Source organism: Nocardia sp. CA-107356 (assembly GCF_050946365.1).
GTDB lineage: Bacteria > Actinomycetota > Actinomycetes > Mycobacteriales > Mycobacteriaceae > Nocardia.
In genome coordinates, this window is the sequence record NZ_CP191992.1 from 6,134,955 (window position 1) to 6,151,799 (window position 16,845).

Sequence of the window (16,845 nt, forward strand, 5' to 3'; positions counted from 1 at the left end):
CGGGGTCGCTTCGAACGTATTCGGCCGCAGCCGGATTCGCGGGTTCTAGACGGTGAAGCCGAGGGCACGCAGCTGTTCGCGGCCGTCTTCGGTGATCTTGTCCGGGCCCCACGGGGGCATCCAGACCCAGTTGATCTTGAGGTCTTCGGCCAATCCGGAACGGACGAGGGCGTTGCGGGACTGATCCTCGATGACATCGGTCAGCGGGCAGGCCGCCGAGGTGAGGGTCATATCGAGGGTGACGATATTGTCCTGGTCGACACTCACACCGTAGACCAGGCCGAGGTCGACGACATTGATGCCGAGTTCGGGGTCGACGACGTCACGCATCGCCTCCTCGATGTCCTCGAGCTGCTTGATGTCCTCGACCGAAAGTTCGGCCTGCTCGGTCGTTTCGATGGCTGGTGTCTCACTCATGACGGTTTTCCATTCGTGGAGATGTCGCTGCCCATAATCCGCTTGGCCTCTTCCGCGGAGGTTATCCGAATCACCGCATCCTTGAACGCCAGCCAACCCAGCAAGGCGCATTTGACCCGCGCCGGATACTTGGATACGCCACTGAGCGCGATGCCGTCACCGATCATGTCCTCGTCACCTTCGACGGTGCCGCGGCTGGAGATCATCTCGTTGTACGAGTCGACGACCTTCAGCGCCTGCTGCACCGGCAGTCCGATCACCTGGTCGGTGAGGATCGAGGTGGCGGCCTGGCTGATCGAGCACCCCTGGCCGTCATAGGACACATCGGCGACATCACCGTTGCCGTCGAGCTGCACGCGCAAGGTCACCTCGTCACCGCAGGTCGGGTTGACGTGGTGCACCTCGGCACCGAACGGCTCCCGCAGCCCGCGGTGGTGCGGGTGCTTGTAGTGATCCAGGATCACTTCCTGGTACATCTGCTCCATGCGCATGTCTTATGCAACTCCGAAGAAGCGCTGAGCCTTCCGCACAGCGGCTACCAGCTGGTCTATCTCATCCAGGGTGTTGTAAACCGCGAACGACGCACGGGCCGTCGCTGGCACGCCGAGGCGGCGCATCAGCGGCCACGCGCAGTGGTGTCCCACGCGCACCGCGACGCCCTCGTCGTCGAGAATCTGACCGACGTCATGGGCGTGGATACCATCGACCACGAACGACACCGCGCCGCCGCGGTCGATATTCTCGGTCGGGCCGATGATCCGCACGCCCGCGATCGCGGCGAGTCCCTCCAGTGCCGCATCGGTGAGCGCATGTTCATGTGCCGCAACGGCGTCCATGCCGATCGTTTCCAGATACCGTACGGCCGCACCCAATCCGACCACCTGCGAGGTCATCGGCACACCGGCCTCGAATCGCTGCGGCGGCGGCGCGTAGGTGCTGCCCTCCATGGTGACGGTCTCGATCATCGAGCCGCCGGTGATGAACGGCGGAGTCTCTTCGAGCAGCGCACGCCGCCCGTAGAGCACGCCGACACCGGATGGTCCGAGCATCTTGTGCCCGGAGAACGCGGCGAAGTCGACGCCGAGTTCCCGGAAGTTCACCGGCATATGCGGCACCGACTGGCAGGCGTCGAGCACTGTCAGCGCGCCGACTTCCTTTGCCCGGCGGACCAATTCGGCGACATCGCTCACGGCACCGGTCACATTCGACTGGTGCGTGAACGCCACCACCTTGGTGGCAGGCGACAATTCGAGAGAATCGAGATCGATCCGGCCGTCATCGGTAATGCCGTACCACTTCAGGGTCGCCCCGGTGCGACGCGCGAGTTCCTGCCACGGCACGAGATTCGCGTGGTGCTCGAGTTCGGTGATGACGATCTCGTCGCCCGGACCCACGTGGTACGGGAAGCGATCGTCGGCGAACGCGTAGGTCACCAGATTCAGTGATTCGGTCGCATTCTTGGTGAACACGATCTCATCGGCGTCCACGCCGACGAACCGGCCGATATCGGCGCGCGCGCCCTCGTACGCGTCGGTCGCCTCCTCGGCCAATTGGTGCGCACCGCGGTGCACCGCCGAATTGCGCTCGGTCAGGAACTGCCGTTCCGCGTCCAGTACCGCGAGCGGGCGCTGCGAGGTCGCGCCGGAGTCCAGGTACACCAACGGTTTCCCGTCCCGAACCGTCCGGCTCAGGATCGGGAAGTCGGCCCGGATCCGGGCGACGTCGAGGGTGTTGGCCCCGGGCGCTTGCGCCCGTGATTCCGACACGGCGGTCATATCAGGCTCCAGCGGTAGCGGATTCGGGAACGGCAGTCGGCGAAGCCGACGGGGTGGGTGAGCCCTGGGTAAAGCGGACGTAGCCATTGGCATCGAGTTCCTCGGCCAGCTCCGCGCCGCCCTCGGCGACGATGCGGCCGCCGACGAATACGTGTACGAATTCGGGCTGGATGTAGCGCAGAATGCGGGTGTAGTGCGTGATCAGCAGCACGCCACCGTTTTCGCGCTCCTTGTAGCGGTTGACGCCCTCGGAAACGATGCGCAGCGCGTCGACGTCCAGGCCGGAGTCGGTCTCGTCCAGGATCGCGATCTTCGGCTTGAGCAGTCCCAGCTGCAGGATCTCGTGGCGCTTCTTCTCACCGCCGGAGAAGCCCTCGTTCACACTGCGGTCGGCGAAGGCGGCGTCGATCTCCAGCTCGCTCATCGACTCCTTCACCTCCTTGACCCAGGTACGCAGCTTGGGGGCCTCGCCGCGGACCGCGGTGGCGGCGGTGCGCAGGAAGTTCGACATCGAGACGCCGGGAACCTCGACCGGGTACTGCATGGCCAGGAACAGACCAGCGCGCGCCCGCTCGTCGACGGACATCGCGAGGACATCCTCGCCGTCGAGGGTGATCGAGCCGGAAGTCACCGTGTACTTGGGGTGTCCGGCGATCGCGTAGGACAGGGTCGACTTGCCAGAGCCGTTCGGGCCCATGATCGCGTGCGTCTCACCGGAGGAGATGGTGAGGTTCACGCCTTTGAGGATCTTGATGGGCTCGCCGGTCTCGTCCGGGTTGGCGACCTCGACGTGCAGGTCCTTGATTTCCAGGGTGGTCATCGAATTCGAGTTCCTTTGTGGGGAGTAGGTTTCAGTCGGTTAGACGCCGATCGCGGCGAGTTCGGCCTCGATGGCCGCCTCCAGCCGCTCCCGGATCTCGGGGACCGCGATCTTCTGGATGATTTCGTGGAAGAAACCGCGCACCACAAGACGGCGGGCCGCATCCTCCGGAATACCGCGAGCACGCAGGTAGAACAGCTGCTCGTCGTCGAAACGACCGGTCGCGGAGGCGTGTCCGGCGCCGACGATCTCGCCGGTCTCGATCTCCAGGTTCGGCACCGAATCGGCGCGCGCACCATCGGTGAGCACCAGGTTGCGGTTCACCTCGAAGGTATCGGTGCCCTCGGCGGCGGCGCGGATGAGCACGTCACCGACCCACACCGTGCGGGCATCGCCCTTGGGCGAATGCGGATCGCCCTGCAGCGCACCCTTGTACAGCACATTCGACTTGCAGTGCGGGACCGCGTGGTCGATGAGCAGGCGCTGTTCGAAGTGCTGACCGGCATCGGCGAAGTAGAGGCCGAGCAGTTCGGCATCGCCGCCAGGACCGTCGTAGCGAACGTTCGCGGTGAGACGCACCAGATCGCCGCCCAGTGTCACCGCGATATGCCGCAGGGTCGCGTCGCGACCGAGCTCGGCGTGGTGCGCGGTGGTGTTCACGGCATCGTCGGCCCAGTCCTGGACCGCGACGACGGTCAGCTTCGCACTGTCACCCAGCACGAATTCGACGTTCTCGGCGTAGGTTCCGCTGCCGCGCTGGTCGATGACCACGGTGGCGACGGCGAAATTGCCGAGGCGAATCTGCAGGTGCCCGTAGGCGGTCTTGCCCTCGCCGGGACCGGTGACCGTGACGACCACTGCCTCGGCGACCTCGGTCTCCGCGCCGACCGACACGACCGTCGCCGACTCGAAGCCCGAGTACGCCTGGGCGGCAACACGATCCGACGGCACACCGGCCGCACCGAGACGAGAATCGGTGCGCGCCACCGTCTCCACGTGCACACCCGCGACCGAGGAGACCTCGACCGTGGCCTTGCCGTCGCGGACCGCGGAGCCGTCGTGTAGACCGCGCAGTCGACGCAGCGGGGTGAACCGCCACGCCTCGTCCTTGCCCGACGGCACCTCGAAGGCGTTCACGTCGTAGGAGGTGAAGACCTCCCCCTTGTTGGTCGCGGCCCCTGCGCCCGGGTTCTGAATCGGCTTAGCCGTGGGGTTCTCGCCCTCGACCGCTCCAATTACACCAGTCGCCATCAGCCAACGGCCCCTTCCATCTGCAGCTCGATGAGCCGGTTCAATTCCAGTGCGTACTCCATCGGGAGTTCCTTGGCGATCGGCTCGACGAAGCCGCGCACAACCATCGCCATCGCCTCGTCCTCGGTGAGGCCGCGGCTCATCAGGTAGAACAGCTGGTCCTCGGACACCTTCGAGACGGTGGCCTCATGGCCCATGGTCACGTCGTCCTCGCGGATATCGACGTAGGGGTAGGTGTCGGAGCGGCTGATCGTATCGACGAGCAGCGCATCGCATTTCACGGTCGACTTGGAGCCGTGCGCACCCTTGTTCACCTGGACCAGACCGCGGTAGGAGGCCCGGCCGCCGCCGCGCGCCACCGACTTCGACACGATGGTCGAGGAGGTGTGCGGCGCCAGGTGCAGCATCTTCGCGCCGGTGTCCTGATGCTGACCCTCGCCAGCGAACGCGACCGAGAGCACCTCGCCCTTGGCGTGCTCACCCATCATCCACACGGACGGGTACTTCATGGTGACCTTGGAGCCGATATTGCCGTCGATCCACTCCATGGTCGCGCCCGCCTCCGCCTTGGCCCGCTTGGTGACCAGGTTGTAGACGTTGTTCGACCAGTTCTGGATGGTGGTATAGCGGCAGCGGCCGCCCTTCTTCACGATGATCTCGACTACCGCGGAGTGCAGCGAGTCGGACTTGTAGATCGGTGCGGTGCAGCCCTCGACGTAGTGCACATAGGCGCCCTCGTCGACGATGATCAAGGTCCGCTCGAACTGGCCCATGTTCTCGGTATTGATCCGGAAGTAGGCCTGCAGCGGAATGTCGACGTGCACGCCCGGCGGCACGTAGATGAACGAACCACCCGACCACACGGCGGTGTTCAGCGCGGAGAACTTGTTGTCACCGGCCGGGATCACCGAGCCGAAGTACTTCTCGAAGATCTCCGGGTGCTCGCGCAGACCGGTGTCGGTGTCGAGGAAGATGACGCCCTGCTTCTCCAGATCCTCACGGATGGAGTGGTAGACGACCTCGGACTCGTACTGCGCGGCGACACCGGCGACCAAGCGCTGCTTCTCCGCCTCCGGGATGCCGAGCCTGTCGTAGGTGTTCTTGATGTCCTCGGGCAGGTCTTCCCAGCTCTCGGCCTGCTTCTCGCTGGAACGCACGAAGTACTTGATGTTGTCGAAGTCGATACCGTCGAGGTTGGAGCCCCAGCTCGGCATCGGCTTGCGATCGAAGATGCGCAATGCCTTGAGCCGGTGCTCGAGCATCCACTCGGTCTCGTTCTTCTTGGCCGAGATGTCGCGGACGACAGCCTCGGACAGGCCTCGTTGCGCACTCGCACCGGCCACATCCGAATCGGCCCAGCCGTAACCGTATTTGCCCAGCGAAGCGATGGCTTCTTCCTGAGTGAGCGGTTGCACCTGGTCGGTGGTCGTCGTCATTCGGCACTCCTTCCGGAGTCGTTCGTACGTACCGCTGCGGGCTGTGCAGCGGCTTCATGGGAAGCGTTCTTCGTATCGGTAATAGGCAGAGCGAGCAGCGGCACATGGGTCGTGCACGCGCAATCGCCGTTGGCGATCGTCGCAAGTCGCTGTACATGGGTTCCGAGCAGGTCCCGGAAAGCCTCGAGTTCGGCCTCGCACAACTGCGGGAATTCCTCGGCGACGTGGGCCACCGGGCAGTGGTGCTGGCAGATCTGGACGCCCGCGCCGACCTTGCGGGTGGACGCGGCGAATCCGGCGTCGGTGAAGGCCTCCGCGATCTCCTCCGCCTTGGCGGTGGTGGTTTCCGCGGTGTGCTCGGTGACCGGTTCGATGCCCTTGACGATGGTCCTGGCCCGGCTGCGCGCGAATTCGGTAATGGCCTGCTCGCCGCCGATCTCACCGAGTTGCCGAATGGCCGCCCCGGCCAGATCGTCGTAGGCGTGGCCGAGCCGTCCCCGACCATCGGCCGTGAGCTGGTATTGCTTGGCCGGGCGGCCGCGACCCTTCTGCTGCCACGGCGCCGAGCGGCTCGCCCGCGCCTGACCGGATTCGATCAGCGCGTCCAGGTGCCGACGGACACCCGCTGGCGTCAGGCCGAGCTTGCTGCCGATCGCGGTCGCGGTGATCGGCCCCTCTTCGAGCAGCAGTTGGACGACGGCGGCTCTGGTATGTCCCTCACCGCTCGTGACCAGGGCCGCGGGCGCAGCAGAAGATGCGGCAACGGTACGGCGACCGGTGCCTCGATCCTCGTCATGCGGCAAACCCACGGTTTTCACAACACCAGTGTGACGGAATTATTTCCCGGAATCTAATAAGGGTGCCCTGAGTTGCCATGCCGATGACCTGCGCGGGAGTACCGCCGCGACCGGCGAGAGACCGTAACGGGTTCACCACCTGCGCCTCTCGCGCCGCGGCGGGCCCGCGTACTCGACAGAATTGCGAGTGCGATTTAGGACACACCTCGGTGCTGAAAATCCCCTGGCGTTGTCAGGCGGACCGCGACCAGCTTCATCGGGGTCGCGAGCAGTGCGTCGACAGCGTCGTCCCGATCGGCGGTCACCGTGGTGACCAGGGCGGCCACATTGGATCCGACCGTCGTGAGAACGTGCGCCGCGGTCCGTCCCCGCAGGACATCGGTGGTGCCGCTGGCATCGGCTACGCTGACCGCGTGATGTCAGGCGAACACGGCGAAGCGGGTGTCGAACGCCGGTCGAGCACCGCGAGCACCCTGATTCGACTGCGCCGGACCACACCGATCAGCACCGCCATTGCGCTGGGTCGTCGCATCATCGGACTCGATGTAGCGCCGGACCACACCGTCGGCGACACCTTTCACGTCAACGAGCCCGAAGCAGCCGAACTCAACCCGCAGGAGACAGCGCAACTGCGCCGAGTCCGGCTGCTCGGCGCGACCGGTTCGGTCATGATGGCCATCGGCGCCCTCGGACTCGGCGCCCAGCCCACACTGCAGAATCCGACCTACGGCCGGGCCATTCTCGGACTGCCCGCGCGTGTGCACAATTCCGGGCTGGCGACCACGATGGTCGGCACGGTCATCGTGATGTTGGCCTGGCTGCTACTCGGACGCTTCGCACTCGGCCTGCAATCCAATCGCATTCGCCGCATCAGCCGATCGCAGTTGGACCGCACTCTGCTGCTCTGGATCATCCCACTGTCGGTCGCGCCGCCGATGTTCAGCCAGGACGTCTACTCCTACCTGGCCCAGGGGGAGATCGCGGCGAACGGGCTCGACCCCTACGACGTCGGTCCGGTACAGGGCCTCGGCCAGGACCATATTCTGACGCGCAGCGTCCCCAATATCTGGCAGAACTCGCCCGCACCGTACGGGCCGCTATCGATCTGGCTGGGCAAGGGCATCGCCGAAATCGTCGGTGACAATATGCTCGCCGGAGTACTGCTGCACCGCATGCTGGCGCTCATCGGTGTCGCCTGCATCGTCTGGGCATTGCCACGATTGGCACAGCGGTGCCGAGTCTCGCCCGTCGCCGCATTGTGGCTCGGCGCGGTGAACCCATTGGTGATATTCCATCTGGTGTCCGGTGTGCACAACGAGGCGATGATGCTCGGCCTGATGCTGGTCGGGTTGGAATATTGCCTGGCCGCCTTGAGCAATATCGGCCCGATGCGCGGACACGCACTCGTGTTGCTCTTATCGGGCACCACCCTGATAGCGCTGTCCACCACCGTCAAGATTCCATCGATGCTGGCGCTGGCGTTCGTATGGATGGCATTGAGCCGAAAATGGGGCGGCGATTGGCGCGCCGTGTGCAGCTCGGCGCTGCTGCTGGGGTGTGTCACCGGCGCCGTCATGCTTGCGGTCTGTCTCGGCAGCGGTCTCGGATTCGGCTGGATAGACACTCTGACCATGGCCAACTCGGTGCGCAGCTGGATGTCGCTACCCACCGCGCTCGGCGTCGCCACCGGATTCGGGGGCGTTCTGCTGGGATTGGGCGACCACACCACTGCCCTGCTCAGCATCACCCGGCCGATCGCGGCCGCCGCGGCCACTCTCGTCGTGGTGCGGCTGATGGTGGCCACCTGGCGGGGTCGGCTGCATCCGGTCGGTGCGCTCGGTGTCGCCTTCGGCGCGGTCGTGCTGCTGTTTCCGGTGGTGCAGCCCTGGTATCTGCTCTGGGGGATCGTGCCGCTGGCGGCCTGGGCCAGCCGACCCGCCTTCCGGGTCCCCGCGACGATCGCCTCGGCGGCGATCAGCGTCATGCTCATGCCGTCGGGCAGCGAAATCCCTCCGTTCGTCCTTATCTACGCGGCCTGCATCACGGTCCTCACGTGTACGTTGATGATCCTGGCCACCCGCAAGTCGCTGCCATGGCGGCTACACTCCGGCGCCGACTCCGCGCCCACCGCGGCCGGTTCTTCCGGACCACAGAGCTGACGAGGCAGGGGTGTCGTCCGGGTCACATCGGTCCAACGCTTACGGTGTGACACCGTGAGGGAGCGAAGCGAGCGAACAATGGGCACAGCACCGTTGGACGCGACGGAGCCGAGCACCGAGGCGCGATGGTGACCGCAGCCTCGGAACCCGCCGTCTGCATCGACGGCGTCGTCAAGCGATACGGCGAGACCACTGCGGTCGACGGGATCAGCTTCGCTGTCGAACGGGCGCAGGTGCTGGCCCTGCTCGGACCGAACGGGGCAGGCAAGACCACGACCGTGGAAATGTGCGAGGGGTTCAACGCTCCGGACGCAGGTTCGGTACGGGTGCTCGGACTCGATCCGATCGCCGACTCCGACCGGCTGCGCCCGCGCATCGGTGCCATGCTGCAGGGCGGCGGCGCGTACCCCGGCGCGCGGGCGGGCGAGATGCTCGATCTGGTCGCCGCCTATTCGGCGCATCCGCTCGATCCCGACTGGCTGCTGAAAACCCTTGGCCTGCAGGACAACCGGCGCACACCGTACCGACGCCTTTCCGGCGGTCAGCAGCAACGGCTCGCCTTGGCCTGCGCGCTGGTCGGGAAGCCGGAGATCGTCTTCCTCGACGAGCCGACCGCGGGTCTGGACGCGCAGGCCCGACTCATGGTTTGGGAGCTGATCGACGCGCTGCGCCGCGACGGGGTGACCGTGCTGCTCACCACACACATGATGGACGAGGCCGAGCAACTCGCCGACCAACTGGTGATCATCGATCACGGGCAGATCGTCGCCTCCGGGACACCCGCCGAAGTGACCGCACACGGCGCGGCCGGGCAGCTACGCTTCACCGCCCCACCGAAACTCGATCTACAGCTATTGAAAACCGCACTGCCGGAAGGCTTCTCGCCGCGCGAGACGACCCCGGGCGCATATCTGGTCGAGGGCGAGATCGACCCGCAGGTGCTCGCGACGGTGACCGCGTGGTGCGCACAGCAGAATGTGCTGGCGACCGATATCCGGATCGATCAGCGCCGTCTCGAAGATGTCTTCCTGGAACTCACCGGACGGGACCTACGCGGATGAACCAGTCGGATCGCGTCGAGAACCGCTTCGCGCCGGGCACCTTCACCCCCGATCCGCGCCCGAGCGGCCGCGTCGCGATGATGACCGCACAGACTCGGCTCGAGCTGATCCTGTTGCTGCGCAACGGTGAACAGCTGCTGCTCACCATGTTCATTCCGATCACACTGCTGGTCGGGCTCAGCCTGCTGCCGTTCGGCGACCTCGGTACCGACCGGGTCGACAAGATCGTGCCCGCGGTGATGATGGTCGCGGTCATGTCGACCGCCTTCACCGGGCAGGCCATCGCGGTCGGATTCGACCGGCGTTACGGCGCGCTCAAGCGCCTCGGCGCCACCCCGCTCCCCCGCTGGGGCATCGTGGCGGGCAAGAGTGCCGCGGTGCTGATCGTGGTGGTATTGCAGGCGATCCTGTTGGGAGCCATCGGATTCGCGCTCGGTTGGCGACCCGACCCCGCGGGGCTCGCGCTCGGTGCGCTGGTGATCGCGCTCGGCACTGCCACTTTCGCGGCGATGGGGCTGCTGCTCGGTGGCACGCTCAAGGCGGAGATCGTGCTGGCGCTGGCGAATATCCTGTGGTTCGTGATGCTCGGCATCGCCAGCGTGGTGTTCGCTTCCGACGATCTGCCGTTGGTGGTGAATGTGCTTGTGCGGCTGGTGCCATCGGGGGCGCTGGCAGTCGCTCTCGAAGACGCCATGCGCAACAGCGTGGACTGGTTCGGTATCGCCGTACTCGCCGCTTGGGGCGCGGTCAGTGGTTTCCTCGCGACCCGCTTCTTCCGTTTCGACTGAGGTCGGAATGCGCCGAGGTTTCCTGCCGCATCCGGCGATCGCCCTCGAAAGGCGCAAGCTGAATGCGGTTCAGACCCGCAACGACGATATGTAGTAGACCGCTTGCAGGCGGTCCAACCGACCCGGCTACGATCGTTGCGTGCTGTATCGCGCATTCCTGCGACTCGTCGATCTGCTCCCGCTGCCCTCGTTGCGGGTGCAGCGATTGATCGCCCTCGCGGTCATCGTCTCCCAGGCCGGGATCGCCGTCACCGGCGCGATCGTGCGCGTCACGGCCTCCGGGCTCGGCTGCCCGACCTGGCCGCAGTGCTTCCCCGGCAGTTTCACCCCCACCGGAGTCGCCGAGGTTCCGGTACTGCACCAGACCGTCGAGTTCAGCAATCGCATGCTGACCTTCGCAGTGACCCTGTGCGCGGCACTCATCGTGCTCGCCGTCACCCGGGCCCGGCGCCGCCGCGAGGTGCTGGTGTACGCGTGGCTGATGCCGGGGGGCACCGTACTGCAGGCGATCATCGGCGGCATCACCGTGCGCACCGGCCTGCTGTGGTGGACGGTTTCGGTGCATCTGCTGGCGTCGATGCTGATGGTGTGGGTCTCGGTCGTCATGTTCGCGAAGGTCGCCCAACCCGATGACGGTATCGAAGTGATCCAGGCGCCCGCACCGCTGCGCTGGCTCACCGGGCTCAGCGGTATCGCACTCGCCGCCGTCCTCATCGCGGGCACACTGGTCACCGGCGCCGGACCGCATGCGGGCGATAAGAGCATAGAGCGCCCCGTCGAGCGCTTGCAGGTCGAGATCGTCACCCTGGTCCACCTGCACTCGCAACTGCTGGTCGGCTATCTGGCGCTGCTCATCGGCTTGGCCTTCGGCCTGTTCGCCGTCGGTATCACTCCCGCCGTACGCACTCGCCTGTTCGTACTGCTCGGTCTGGTTTGCGCCCAGTCCCTGGTCGGTGTCGTGCAGTACTTCACCGACGTCCCGGCCGCCTTGGTCGCCACCCACGTCGGCGGCGCGGCCGCCTGCACCGCCGCCACCGCAGCCCTCTGGGCATCAATGCGAACCCGCGAACACATCTCGGCCCTGATCCCCAACACCGCCGAACAATCGGCATAGTCGGCTCGAACCCGTAGGCGCTCTGATCGCCACGGGGATGCACCCGGCGCACCGGATGGATCCGCAACTCGGTGCGCAAAGGCGGGCAGCCGACGCTTCGATCCCATTCGCCAGGCAAGCTGGCATTGAGCCACAGGGCGTTGCCCAGGGCATCCGGAGCGACAAAGCAGTCGACGACGACGACAGGAGCGGTCATGAGTGCAGCCGAGTCGAGTACTGCAGCGGCACCGAATCCAGCGGAGGCGAGTGCCCAAGCGGCCCAGCCCTTTCCGGAAATCGAGCCATATGAGCACGGACTCCTCGACGTGGGCGATGGGAACCAGATCTATTGGGAGACCAGCGGGAACCCGAACGGCAAACCCGCACTTGTCGTGCACGGCGGCCCGGGCGGCGGTGGACGACGCGGGTCGCGAAAGTTGTTCGACCCCAGCGTGTATCGGATCGTATTGTTCGATCAGCGCGGATCCGGGGAGAGTGTGCCACACGCCACTGATCCCGCTGTCGATATGGCGCACAACACCACTGCGCATTTGATCGCGGATATGGAGCGGCTGCGCGAACATCTCGGTATCGATCGGTGGCTGCTGTACGGCGGATCATGGGGATCGACCTTGATCCTGGCGTACGCGCAGCGTTATCCGGAACGGGTCAGTGCGGTTGTGCTCGTCGGCGTCACGATGACTCGGCCTGAAGAGATCGACTGGCTATACCACGGTGTCGCGCGGTTGCTGCCGGGCCCATGGGAGGCGTTTCGGGACGGAGTACCCGCGGCCGAACGCGACGGGAATCTGGTCGCGGCGTACAACCGGCTCATGAACAGCGTGGACCCCGCGGTCCGCGCCAAGGCCGCGCAGGACTGGTGCACCTGGGAGGATGCGGTCATAGCGCATGAAAACCTCGGCACTCCTGGGCAATACAGCGCCAAGGCCGACAATGCGATGATGGCGTTCGTGCGGATCTGCACGCACTACTTCGCCAACGCCGCGTGGCTCGATGACGGCGTCCTGCTGCGCGATGCGCACAAGCTCGCGGGAATCCCGGCCGTGCTGATTCACGGCCGCCTCGACCTGTCCGGCCCCCTCTATACCGCGTGGCAATTGGCGCGGGCATGGCCGAGCGCCGAACTGCGCGTGATCGACGACTCCGGCCATACCGGCAGTCCTGCCATGGCGCACGCGATCCTCGAGGCCCTGGCCCGCTTCGGCGGCGCCGAAGGTTGAAGGGGTGCCGATTTCGATGCGACGGACCGACTCCGACGAATCAGAGCCGCGGCCGAGTCGCCCGCGCGAGCGTTCTGATCAGCGCATCCGATGCCAGCCGCCCACGCTGGATGCGCAATCCCGCGTAGCACGGATCACCGTTCTCGACGAGGCCGACGATCATCGGCTCATCCAAATGTTCTGCGGCGAACGCGTATACGTGCTCCAGCTTGGGGACGATCAGTCCGTAGTCGAGGGCCCGCGCGACGCGGCCTTCCAGCGCGAGCACCGCGTCGACCGACATTTCCGTCAGTGGATACACCTCGGGAAATACATTACGCAGGTCGAGGAATAGTCGCACCGAGCTGCGCCGCGGATCGGCCGACCAGCCGCCCAAGCGGCCGAACCTTCCGAGCGCGAGCATCGGCCGCGCGACCAGCGCATGGGTGAACAGCACCCGCATGAGCGTCACATTGATCATCAATCGCTCGGCGGGCAGCTCGGCCTCGGCCAGCTCCTGATGCTCCAAATATCCCGAGACGACGCTGCGATTGTGCGCCCGATACCACGCCGCGGGGGAAGGGGCGGTGAGGAATTCGAGCCACAGCCGGGCACCAGGTGTCGACCCGTCGCGAACACCGTCCTGATGCAGCAGTGCGGCCTCGAGTTTGTCGTGCAGCAGGCGGTCGTTGATGGCCCGCCACCACGGGCTGCCGGTCTCCGGATCGAGTACGCCGCGCGCGAGTTCCCAGCGCAGGAACGCGATTTCGGCGCGGCCGTAGCCGCGCAGCGCCGGTGGGTAGCAGCTCTCGGCCAGCGCGACGCGCTGGCGTGCGTCAGCATGCGCGGCGCCGACCCGCCGAGCCGCCAGCTCACTCGCCTTATCCGCGTTCATCGTCACCTACTCTACGAGCCGAACCCGGTCCGCACCCGCTACTAGGCACCCATCATTATTCCGATGTCTTGCCCTCATCATCCCATAGGTATTTCGATGAACAACTGCCCAGCATGCAAACCGTCGTCAAGGGCGCGAGACTGGAAGGCATAAGGGATTCGTAAAGATCGCTTGCGCGAACATCTCTCGAATTTCGCGAGGTCTACCGTGGAGTGGTCGAACCGCGGCAGGGAGGTGTCGGTGGCGACAGACGTGATCGGCAAGATCGCCCGGGTGACCGCGACGATCAGGCCGGACCATCTCGGCGAGGTTTTGATCGAGGTGCGGGCGGGGACAGAACGATTCCTCGCGCGCTCTGCCGACGGGGAGACAACCATTCCGAGGCATACCCAGGTACTCGTGGTCGGGAGCCTGGGTGGGCGAACGGTTGAAGTCACTCCCTTGAAATGAAGGTTCATCATGGACGCCGTGATCGTGGTCGTCGTCGGTATCGCCGTTGTTGTGCTGTTCTTGGCCGCCATCGTGTTCCGGCTCTCCTGGCGAGTCGCCGAACCCGATGAGGCGCTGATCATTTCCGGCTTCCGGGCGGGTGAGGGACAGTCCTTCGGCGAGAGCATGGGCTTCCGGATCGTCACCGGACGCGGCAGTCTGGTCGCGCCGGGATTGACCAAGGTGCGCCGAATCTCCCTGGAGGCGCATGAGAGTCAGATCACTGTGCCCTGTGTGAGTCAGCAGAAGATCAGCCTGCAACTGGCGGGTGTGGTGGTCTACAAGGTCGGTGACGACTACCGGTCCATCGCGAACGCGGCGCGCCGCTTCCTGGACCGTCCGGCCGAAGAGCTGGAAACCAAAGTGCAGAACGTTTTCGTCGGCCATCTGCGCGCGATCGCGGGCTCGATGACCGTCGAGGATATGATCAGCGACCAGGACAAATTCTCCGAGCAGGTCCGCGACCGCTGTTCCCAGGAAATGGAATCCTTCGGGCTGGTGATCGACAGCTTCCAGATCCAGTCCATTGCCAGCGGTTCGAATTACATTGCCAACCTTGCGATTCCGCATCAGGCGGCGGTAGAACAGAAGGCGCGCATCGCCCGCGCCAATGCCGAGCGCGAGGCCATCGAACAGGAACAGGCCGCGCAGGCGCAGATCGCACTCGCGGTGCGCGACACCCAGATCAAGAAGGCCGGATATCAGGCCGAGGTCGACAGCGCGAGTCAAGAGGCCGCCCAGCAGGGCCCGCTCGCCGATGCGACCGCGCGACAGGCCGTGGTCGAAATGGCAACGCGAGTAGCACAACTCGAGGCGCAGCAGAAGGAACAACAGCTGCAGGTCGAGATCCGCAAGCCCGCCGACGCCGAGGCCTATCGCCAGACCACCCTGGCCGCCGCGGGCCGCGACGCCCGGATCAGCCAGGCCGAGGCCGACGCCCAGGAGACCCGCCTGCGCGCGGAAGCCGCTGCGGCACAGACGAAGATGCAGGCGCTGGCCGAGGCCGAGGCGATCAAACTGCGCGCCGCCGCGGAGGCGGAGGCCACCCGGCTCACCGGTCAGGCCGACGCCGACGCCATCAAGGCCAGGGGTCTGGCCGAGGCCGATGCGGTGCGTGCCCATATGGCAGCCGAAGCGGCGGGCATCCAGCAGCGGGCCGAGGCGATGAGCCAGAACCAGGAGGCCGTCATCGCGCAGCAGATCGCCGAGAAACTCCCCCAGATCGTCGCCGCGGCAGCGGCTCCGTTCGAACACGTCGACCAATTCACGGTGCTCAACGGCGCACAGGGCGTGACGTCGGCGCTCGCCGAGATCATCCAGCAGGCCGGTGCCCTCACCTCGATTGCACGCGAATCCCTACTTCCCGCAATGAATCTCAGCACGAACGGGCAGCAGAACGGAGAGGTCGAACTGCCGAAGTAGACAGTGAGTCGGCGGCGAGCCTCCCCCGGCTCGCCGCCGACCGCCCAAGTACCTCGCGGTAAGGGCCGTTGGTCCCTTGTTCGGCATCCGCGGCTCTGCGAATCTGATACGTCTGATTGTCGGCAAGCCGAAAGCGAACTCGCCGTGACATCGCTGTTATGGATCGCCCTGCCCTACGGCGCGTTTATCTCGTTCATCCTCGGTCATGTGTGGCGCTACCGGCGCGACGGCTTCCGCAGTTACACCCGCGACCCGGAGATGGACCGCGAACAGCGATTCGGGAGGACAGCGTTCCGGTCCGGGGTGTGCCTCATCGTCGTCGCGCGCGTCACCAATATGATCGCCTCGCAACCGCACACCCGTCCGACCGGTGCGATCCACGTCGTCATCATGATCGTGCAGATCATCGGCGTCGCGGCGGCGGTGGTCGGCGCGGTGCTGCTTTTCCTACCCGACCTGATCTCCGGCCCGGCGCACCCCCTGATCACCCCGCTCGATCGCATCACCTTCCCGGCCCTGGCGGCCGCGCTGCTGTCCGGGGTGCTCCTCGAATTCGATCCGGCCTCCGCACGCGAATATCGAACCGGCGAAACACTTTTCGCCTGGTTCCGCTCGCTGTTCACGATCGATCCGTATCCGGAGGCCATGGTGCACGCCCCGCTCATCCACCAGGGGCGCGGCTTGATCCTGCTGCTGATCATCGGGATCTGGCCCTACACCCGGCTCGCGGGCATCTTCGCGGGACCGGTGGTGCGGCTGATCCGGCGGCTGCCCCCGCGCCGGACTCGCCGATTCGGCGGTGCGATCACGGGACCCTGAAAGGCTCAGTTCTCGTTGCGCGCCTTGGGGAAACGAGTCTGGCGAGCGACCCAACCGGCCATCTTGGCCCAGTGCCCGACGCGCGGGGTGACGATCGAGGTGAGCTCGCGATCCCATTCGTCGGCCTCGGTGAGTCCGTCGACGGTCGCCACCAACTCCTTGGCCGTCTCCAAGTCGGCGACGACGCGGTCACCGAGAATACCGTCGGAACCGACCAGCGTGACGCGCACGCCGAGGCGGCCGATCGGCTGCAGGACGGCGGTGGCGGAACCGCCGTGCTCGGCGACGAATCCCTTGACCGAGTCCACGAGGGAACCCGATAGCTTCTCTGGGGCCAAGGCGGCATCAGCAGTCATGGCGGTTAGTTTACTGGCCGGTACGTTCGGGTCCACCCCGCGTGGGT

The 16,845-nt window shown here is 65.9% G+C and carries 18 protein-coding genes; 8 read left to right on the forward strand and 10 right to left on the reverse strand.

Annotated features, from left to right (window positions below; genetic code table 11):
• Nucleotides 1-45 precede the first annotated feature (45 nt).
• The 8 genes from ACQP1G_RS27820 to ACQP1G_RS27855 all read right to left on the reverse strand — a co-directional run bounded on the left by ACQP1G_RS27820 (nucleotide 46) and on the right by ACQP1G_RS27855 (nucleotide 6,822).
• The gene (locus ACQP1G_RS27820) at nucleotides 46-417 is read right to left on the reverse strand and encodes a metal-sulfur cluster assembly factor (protein ID WP_433192512.1); all 372 of its coding nucleotides are present in this window, start codon (nucleotides 415-417) and stop codon (nucleotides 46-48) included.
• On the reverse strand, nucleotides 414-908 hold the full coding sequence (gene sufU, locus ACQP1G_RS27825; RefSeq protein ID WP_433192513.1) for a Fe-S cluster assembly sulfur transfer protein SufU: 495 nt from the start codon (nucleotides 906-908) through the stop codon (nucleotides 414-416). Before sufU ends, ACQP1G_RS27820 begins: the two co-directional genes overlap by 4 nt.
• 3 nt (nucleotides 909-911) lie before the next feature.
• Nucleotides 912-2,192, reverse strand: a complete 1,281-nt coding sequence (locus ACQP1G_RS27830) for a cysteine desulfurase (protein WP_433192514.1) — start codon at nucleotides 2,190-2,192, stop codon at nucleotides 912-914.
• Nucleotide 2,193: 1 nt separating this feature from the next.
• Entirely contained in the window at nucleotides 2,194-3,012 is an 819-nt protein-coding gene (gene sufC / locus ACQP1G_RS27835; protein WP_433192515.1) for a Fe-S cluster assembly ATPase SufC, read from the reverse strand.
• Between the two features lie 39 nt (nucleotides 3,013-3,051).
• Complete coding sequence (gene sufD, locus ACQP1G_RS27840; protein ID WP_433192516.1) at nucleotides 3,052-4,263, reverse strand: Fe-S cluster assembly protein SufD; 1,212 nt, start codon at nucleotides 4,261-4,263, stop codon at nucleotides 3,052-3,054.
• Nucleotides 4,263-5,699 (reverse strand): Fe-S cluster assembly protein SufB, encoded by a 1,437-nt coding sequence (sufB, locus tag ACQP1G_RS27845; protein ID WP_433192517.1) that lies wholly within the window; start codon nucleotides 5,697-5,699, stop codon nucleotides 4,263-4,265. The genes sufD and sufB overlap by 1 nt, the downstream gene beginning before the upstream one ends.
• Nucleotides 5,696-6,517 carry a helix-turn-helix transcriptional regulator gene (locus tag ACQP1G_RS27850; protein ID WP_433192518.1) on the reverse strand — a complete coding sequence of 274 codons (822 nt, stop codon included), beginning with the start codon at nucleotides 6,515-6,517 and terminating at the stop codon, nucleotides 5,696-5,698. Before ACQP1G_RS27850 ends, sufB begins: the two co-directional genes overlap by 4 nt.
• Before the next feature lie 173 nt (nucleotides 6,518-6,690).
• Entirely contained in the window at nucleotides 6,691-6,822 is a 132-nt protein-coding gene (locus tag ACQP1G_RS27855; protein ID WP_433192519.1) for a hypothetical protein, read from the reverse strand.
• Nucleotides 6,823-6,912: 90 nt separating this feature from the next.
• Between ACQP1G_RS27855 and mptB the strand changes: the two genes are divergently transcribed.
• The 5 genes from mptB to pip all read left to right on the forward strand — a co-directional run bounded on the left by mptB (nucleotide 6,913) and on the right by pip (nucleotide 12,838).
• Complete coding sequence (mptB, locus tag ACQP1G_RS27860) at nucleotides 6,913-8,655, forward strand: polyprenol phosphomannose-dependent alpha 1,6 mannosyltransferase MptB (RefSeq protein ID WP_433208863.1); 1,743 nt, start codon at nucleotides 6,913-6,915, stop codon at nucleotides 8,653-8,655.
• Between the two features lie 125 nt (nucleotides 8,656-8,780).
• Complete coding sequence (locus ACQP1G_RS27865) at nucleotides 8,781-9,716, forward strand: ABC transporter ATP-binding protein (RefSeq protein WP_433192520.1); 936 nt, start codon at nucleotides 8,781-8,783, stop codon at nucleotides 9,714-9,716.
• A complete protein-coding gene (locus tag ACQP1G_RS27870; RefSeq protein WP_433192521.1) occupies nucleotides 9,713-10,504 on the forward strand; it encodes an ABC transporter permease in 792 nt (263 codons plus the stop codon). The genes ACQP1G_RS27865 and ACQP1G_RS27870 overlap by 4 nt, the downstream gene beginning before the upstream one ends.
• Before the next feature lie 139 nt (nucleotides 10,505-10,643).
• Nucleotides 10,644-11,618 carry a COX15/CtaA family protein gene (locus tag ACQP1G_RS27875; RefSeq protein ID WP_433192522.1) on the forward strand — a complete coding sequence of 325 codons (975 nt, stop codon included), beginning with the start codon at nucleotides 10,644-10,646 and terminating at the stop codon, nucleotides 11,616-11,618.
• A 194-nt stretch (nucleotides 11,619-11,812) separates the two neighbouring features.
• Nucleotides 11,813-12,838, forward strand: a complete 1,026-nt coding sequence (gene pip / locus ACQP1G_RS27880; RefSeq protein WP_433192523.1) for a prolyl aminopeptidase — start codon at nucleotides 11,813-11,815, stop codon at nucleotides 12,836-12,838.
• 40 nt (nucleotides 12,839-12,878) lie between these two features.
• Here pip and ACQP1G_RS27885 read toward each other — a convergent pair whose 3' ends face one another.
• Nucleotides 12,879-13,712 carry a hypothetical protein gene (locus tag ACQP1G_RS27885; RefSeq protein ID WP_433192524.1) on the reverse strand — a complete coding sequence of 278 codons (834 nt, stop codon included), beginning with the start codon at nucleotides 13,710-13,712 and terminating at the stop codon, nucleotides 12,879-12,881.
• Between the two features lie 240 nt (nucleotides 13,713-13,952).
• Here ACQP1G_RS27885 and ACQP1G_RS27890 point away from each other — a divergent pair, with 240 nt between their 5' ends.
• The 3 genes from ACQP1G_RS27890 to ACQP1G_RS27900 all read left to right on the forward strand — a co-directional run bounded on the left by ACQP1G_RS27890 (nucleotide 13,953) and on the right by ACQP1G_RS27900 (nucleotide 16,442).
• Nucleotides 13,953-14,162, forward strand: a complete 210-nt coding sequence (locus tag ACQP1G_RS27890; protein ID WP_433192525.1) for a hypothetical protein — start codon at nucleotides 13,953-13,955, stop codon at nucleotides 14,160-14,162.
• Between the two features lie 9 nt (nucleotides 14,163-14,171).
• Nucleotides 14,172-15,623, forward strand: coding sequence for an SPFH domain-containing protein (locus tag ACQP1G_RS27895; protein WP_433192526.1), 1,452 nt, complete (start codon nucleotides 14,172-14,174; stop codon nucleotides 15,621-15,623).
• Between the two features lie 144 nt (nucleotides 15,624-15,767).
• Nucleotides 15,768-16,442, forward strand: a complete 675-nt coding sequence (locus tag ACQP1G_RS27900) for a respiratory nitrate reductase subunit gamma (RefSeq protein ID WP_433192527.1) — start codon at nucleotides 15,768-15,770, stop codon at nucleotides 16,440-16,442.
• A 5-nt stretch (nucleotides 16,443-16,447) separates the two neighbouring features.
• Here ACQP1G_RS27900 and ACQP1G_RS27905 read toward each other — a convergent pair whose 3' ends face one another.
• Nucleotides 16,448-16,798, reverse strand: a complete 351-nt coding sequence (locus ACQP1G_RS27905) for a hypothetical protein (protein WP_433192528.1) — start codon at nucleotides 16,796-16,798, stop codon at nucleotides 16,448-16,450.
• Nucleotides 16,799-16,845: the final 47 nt, after the last annotated feature.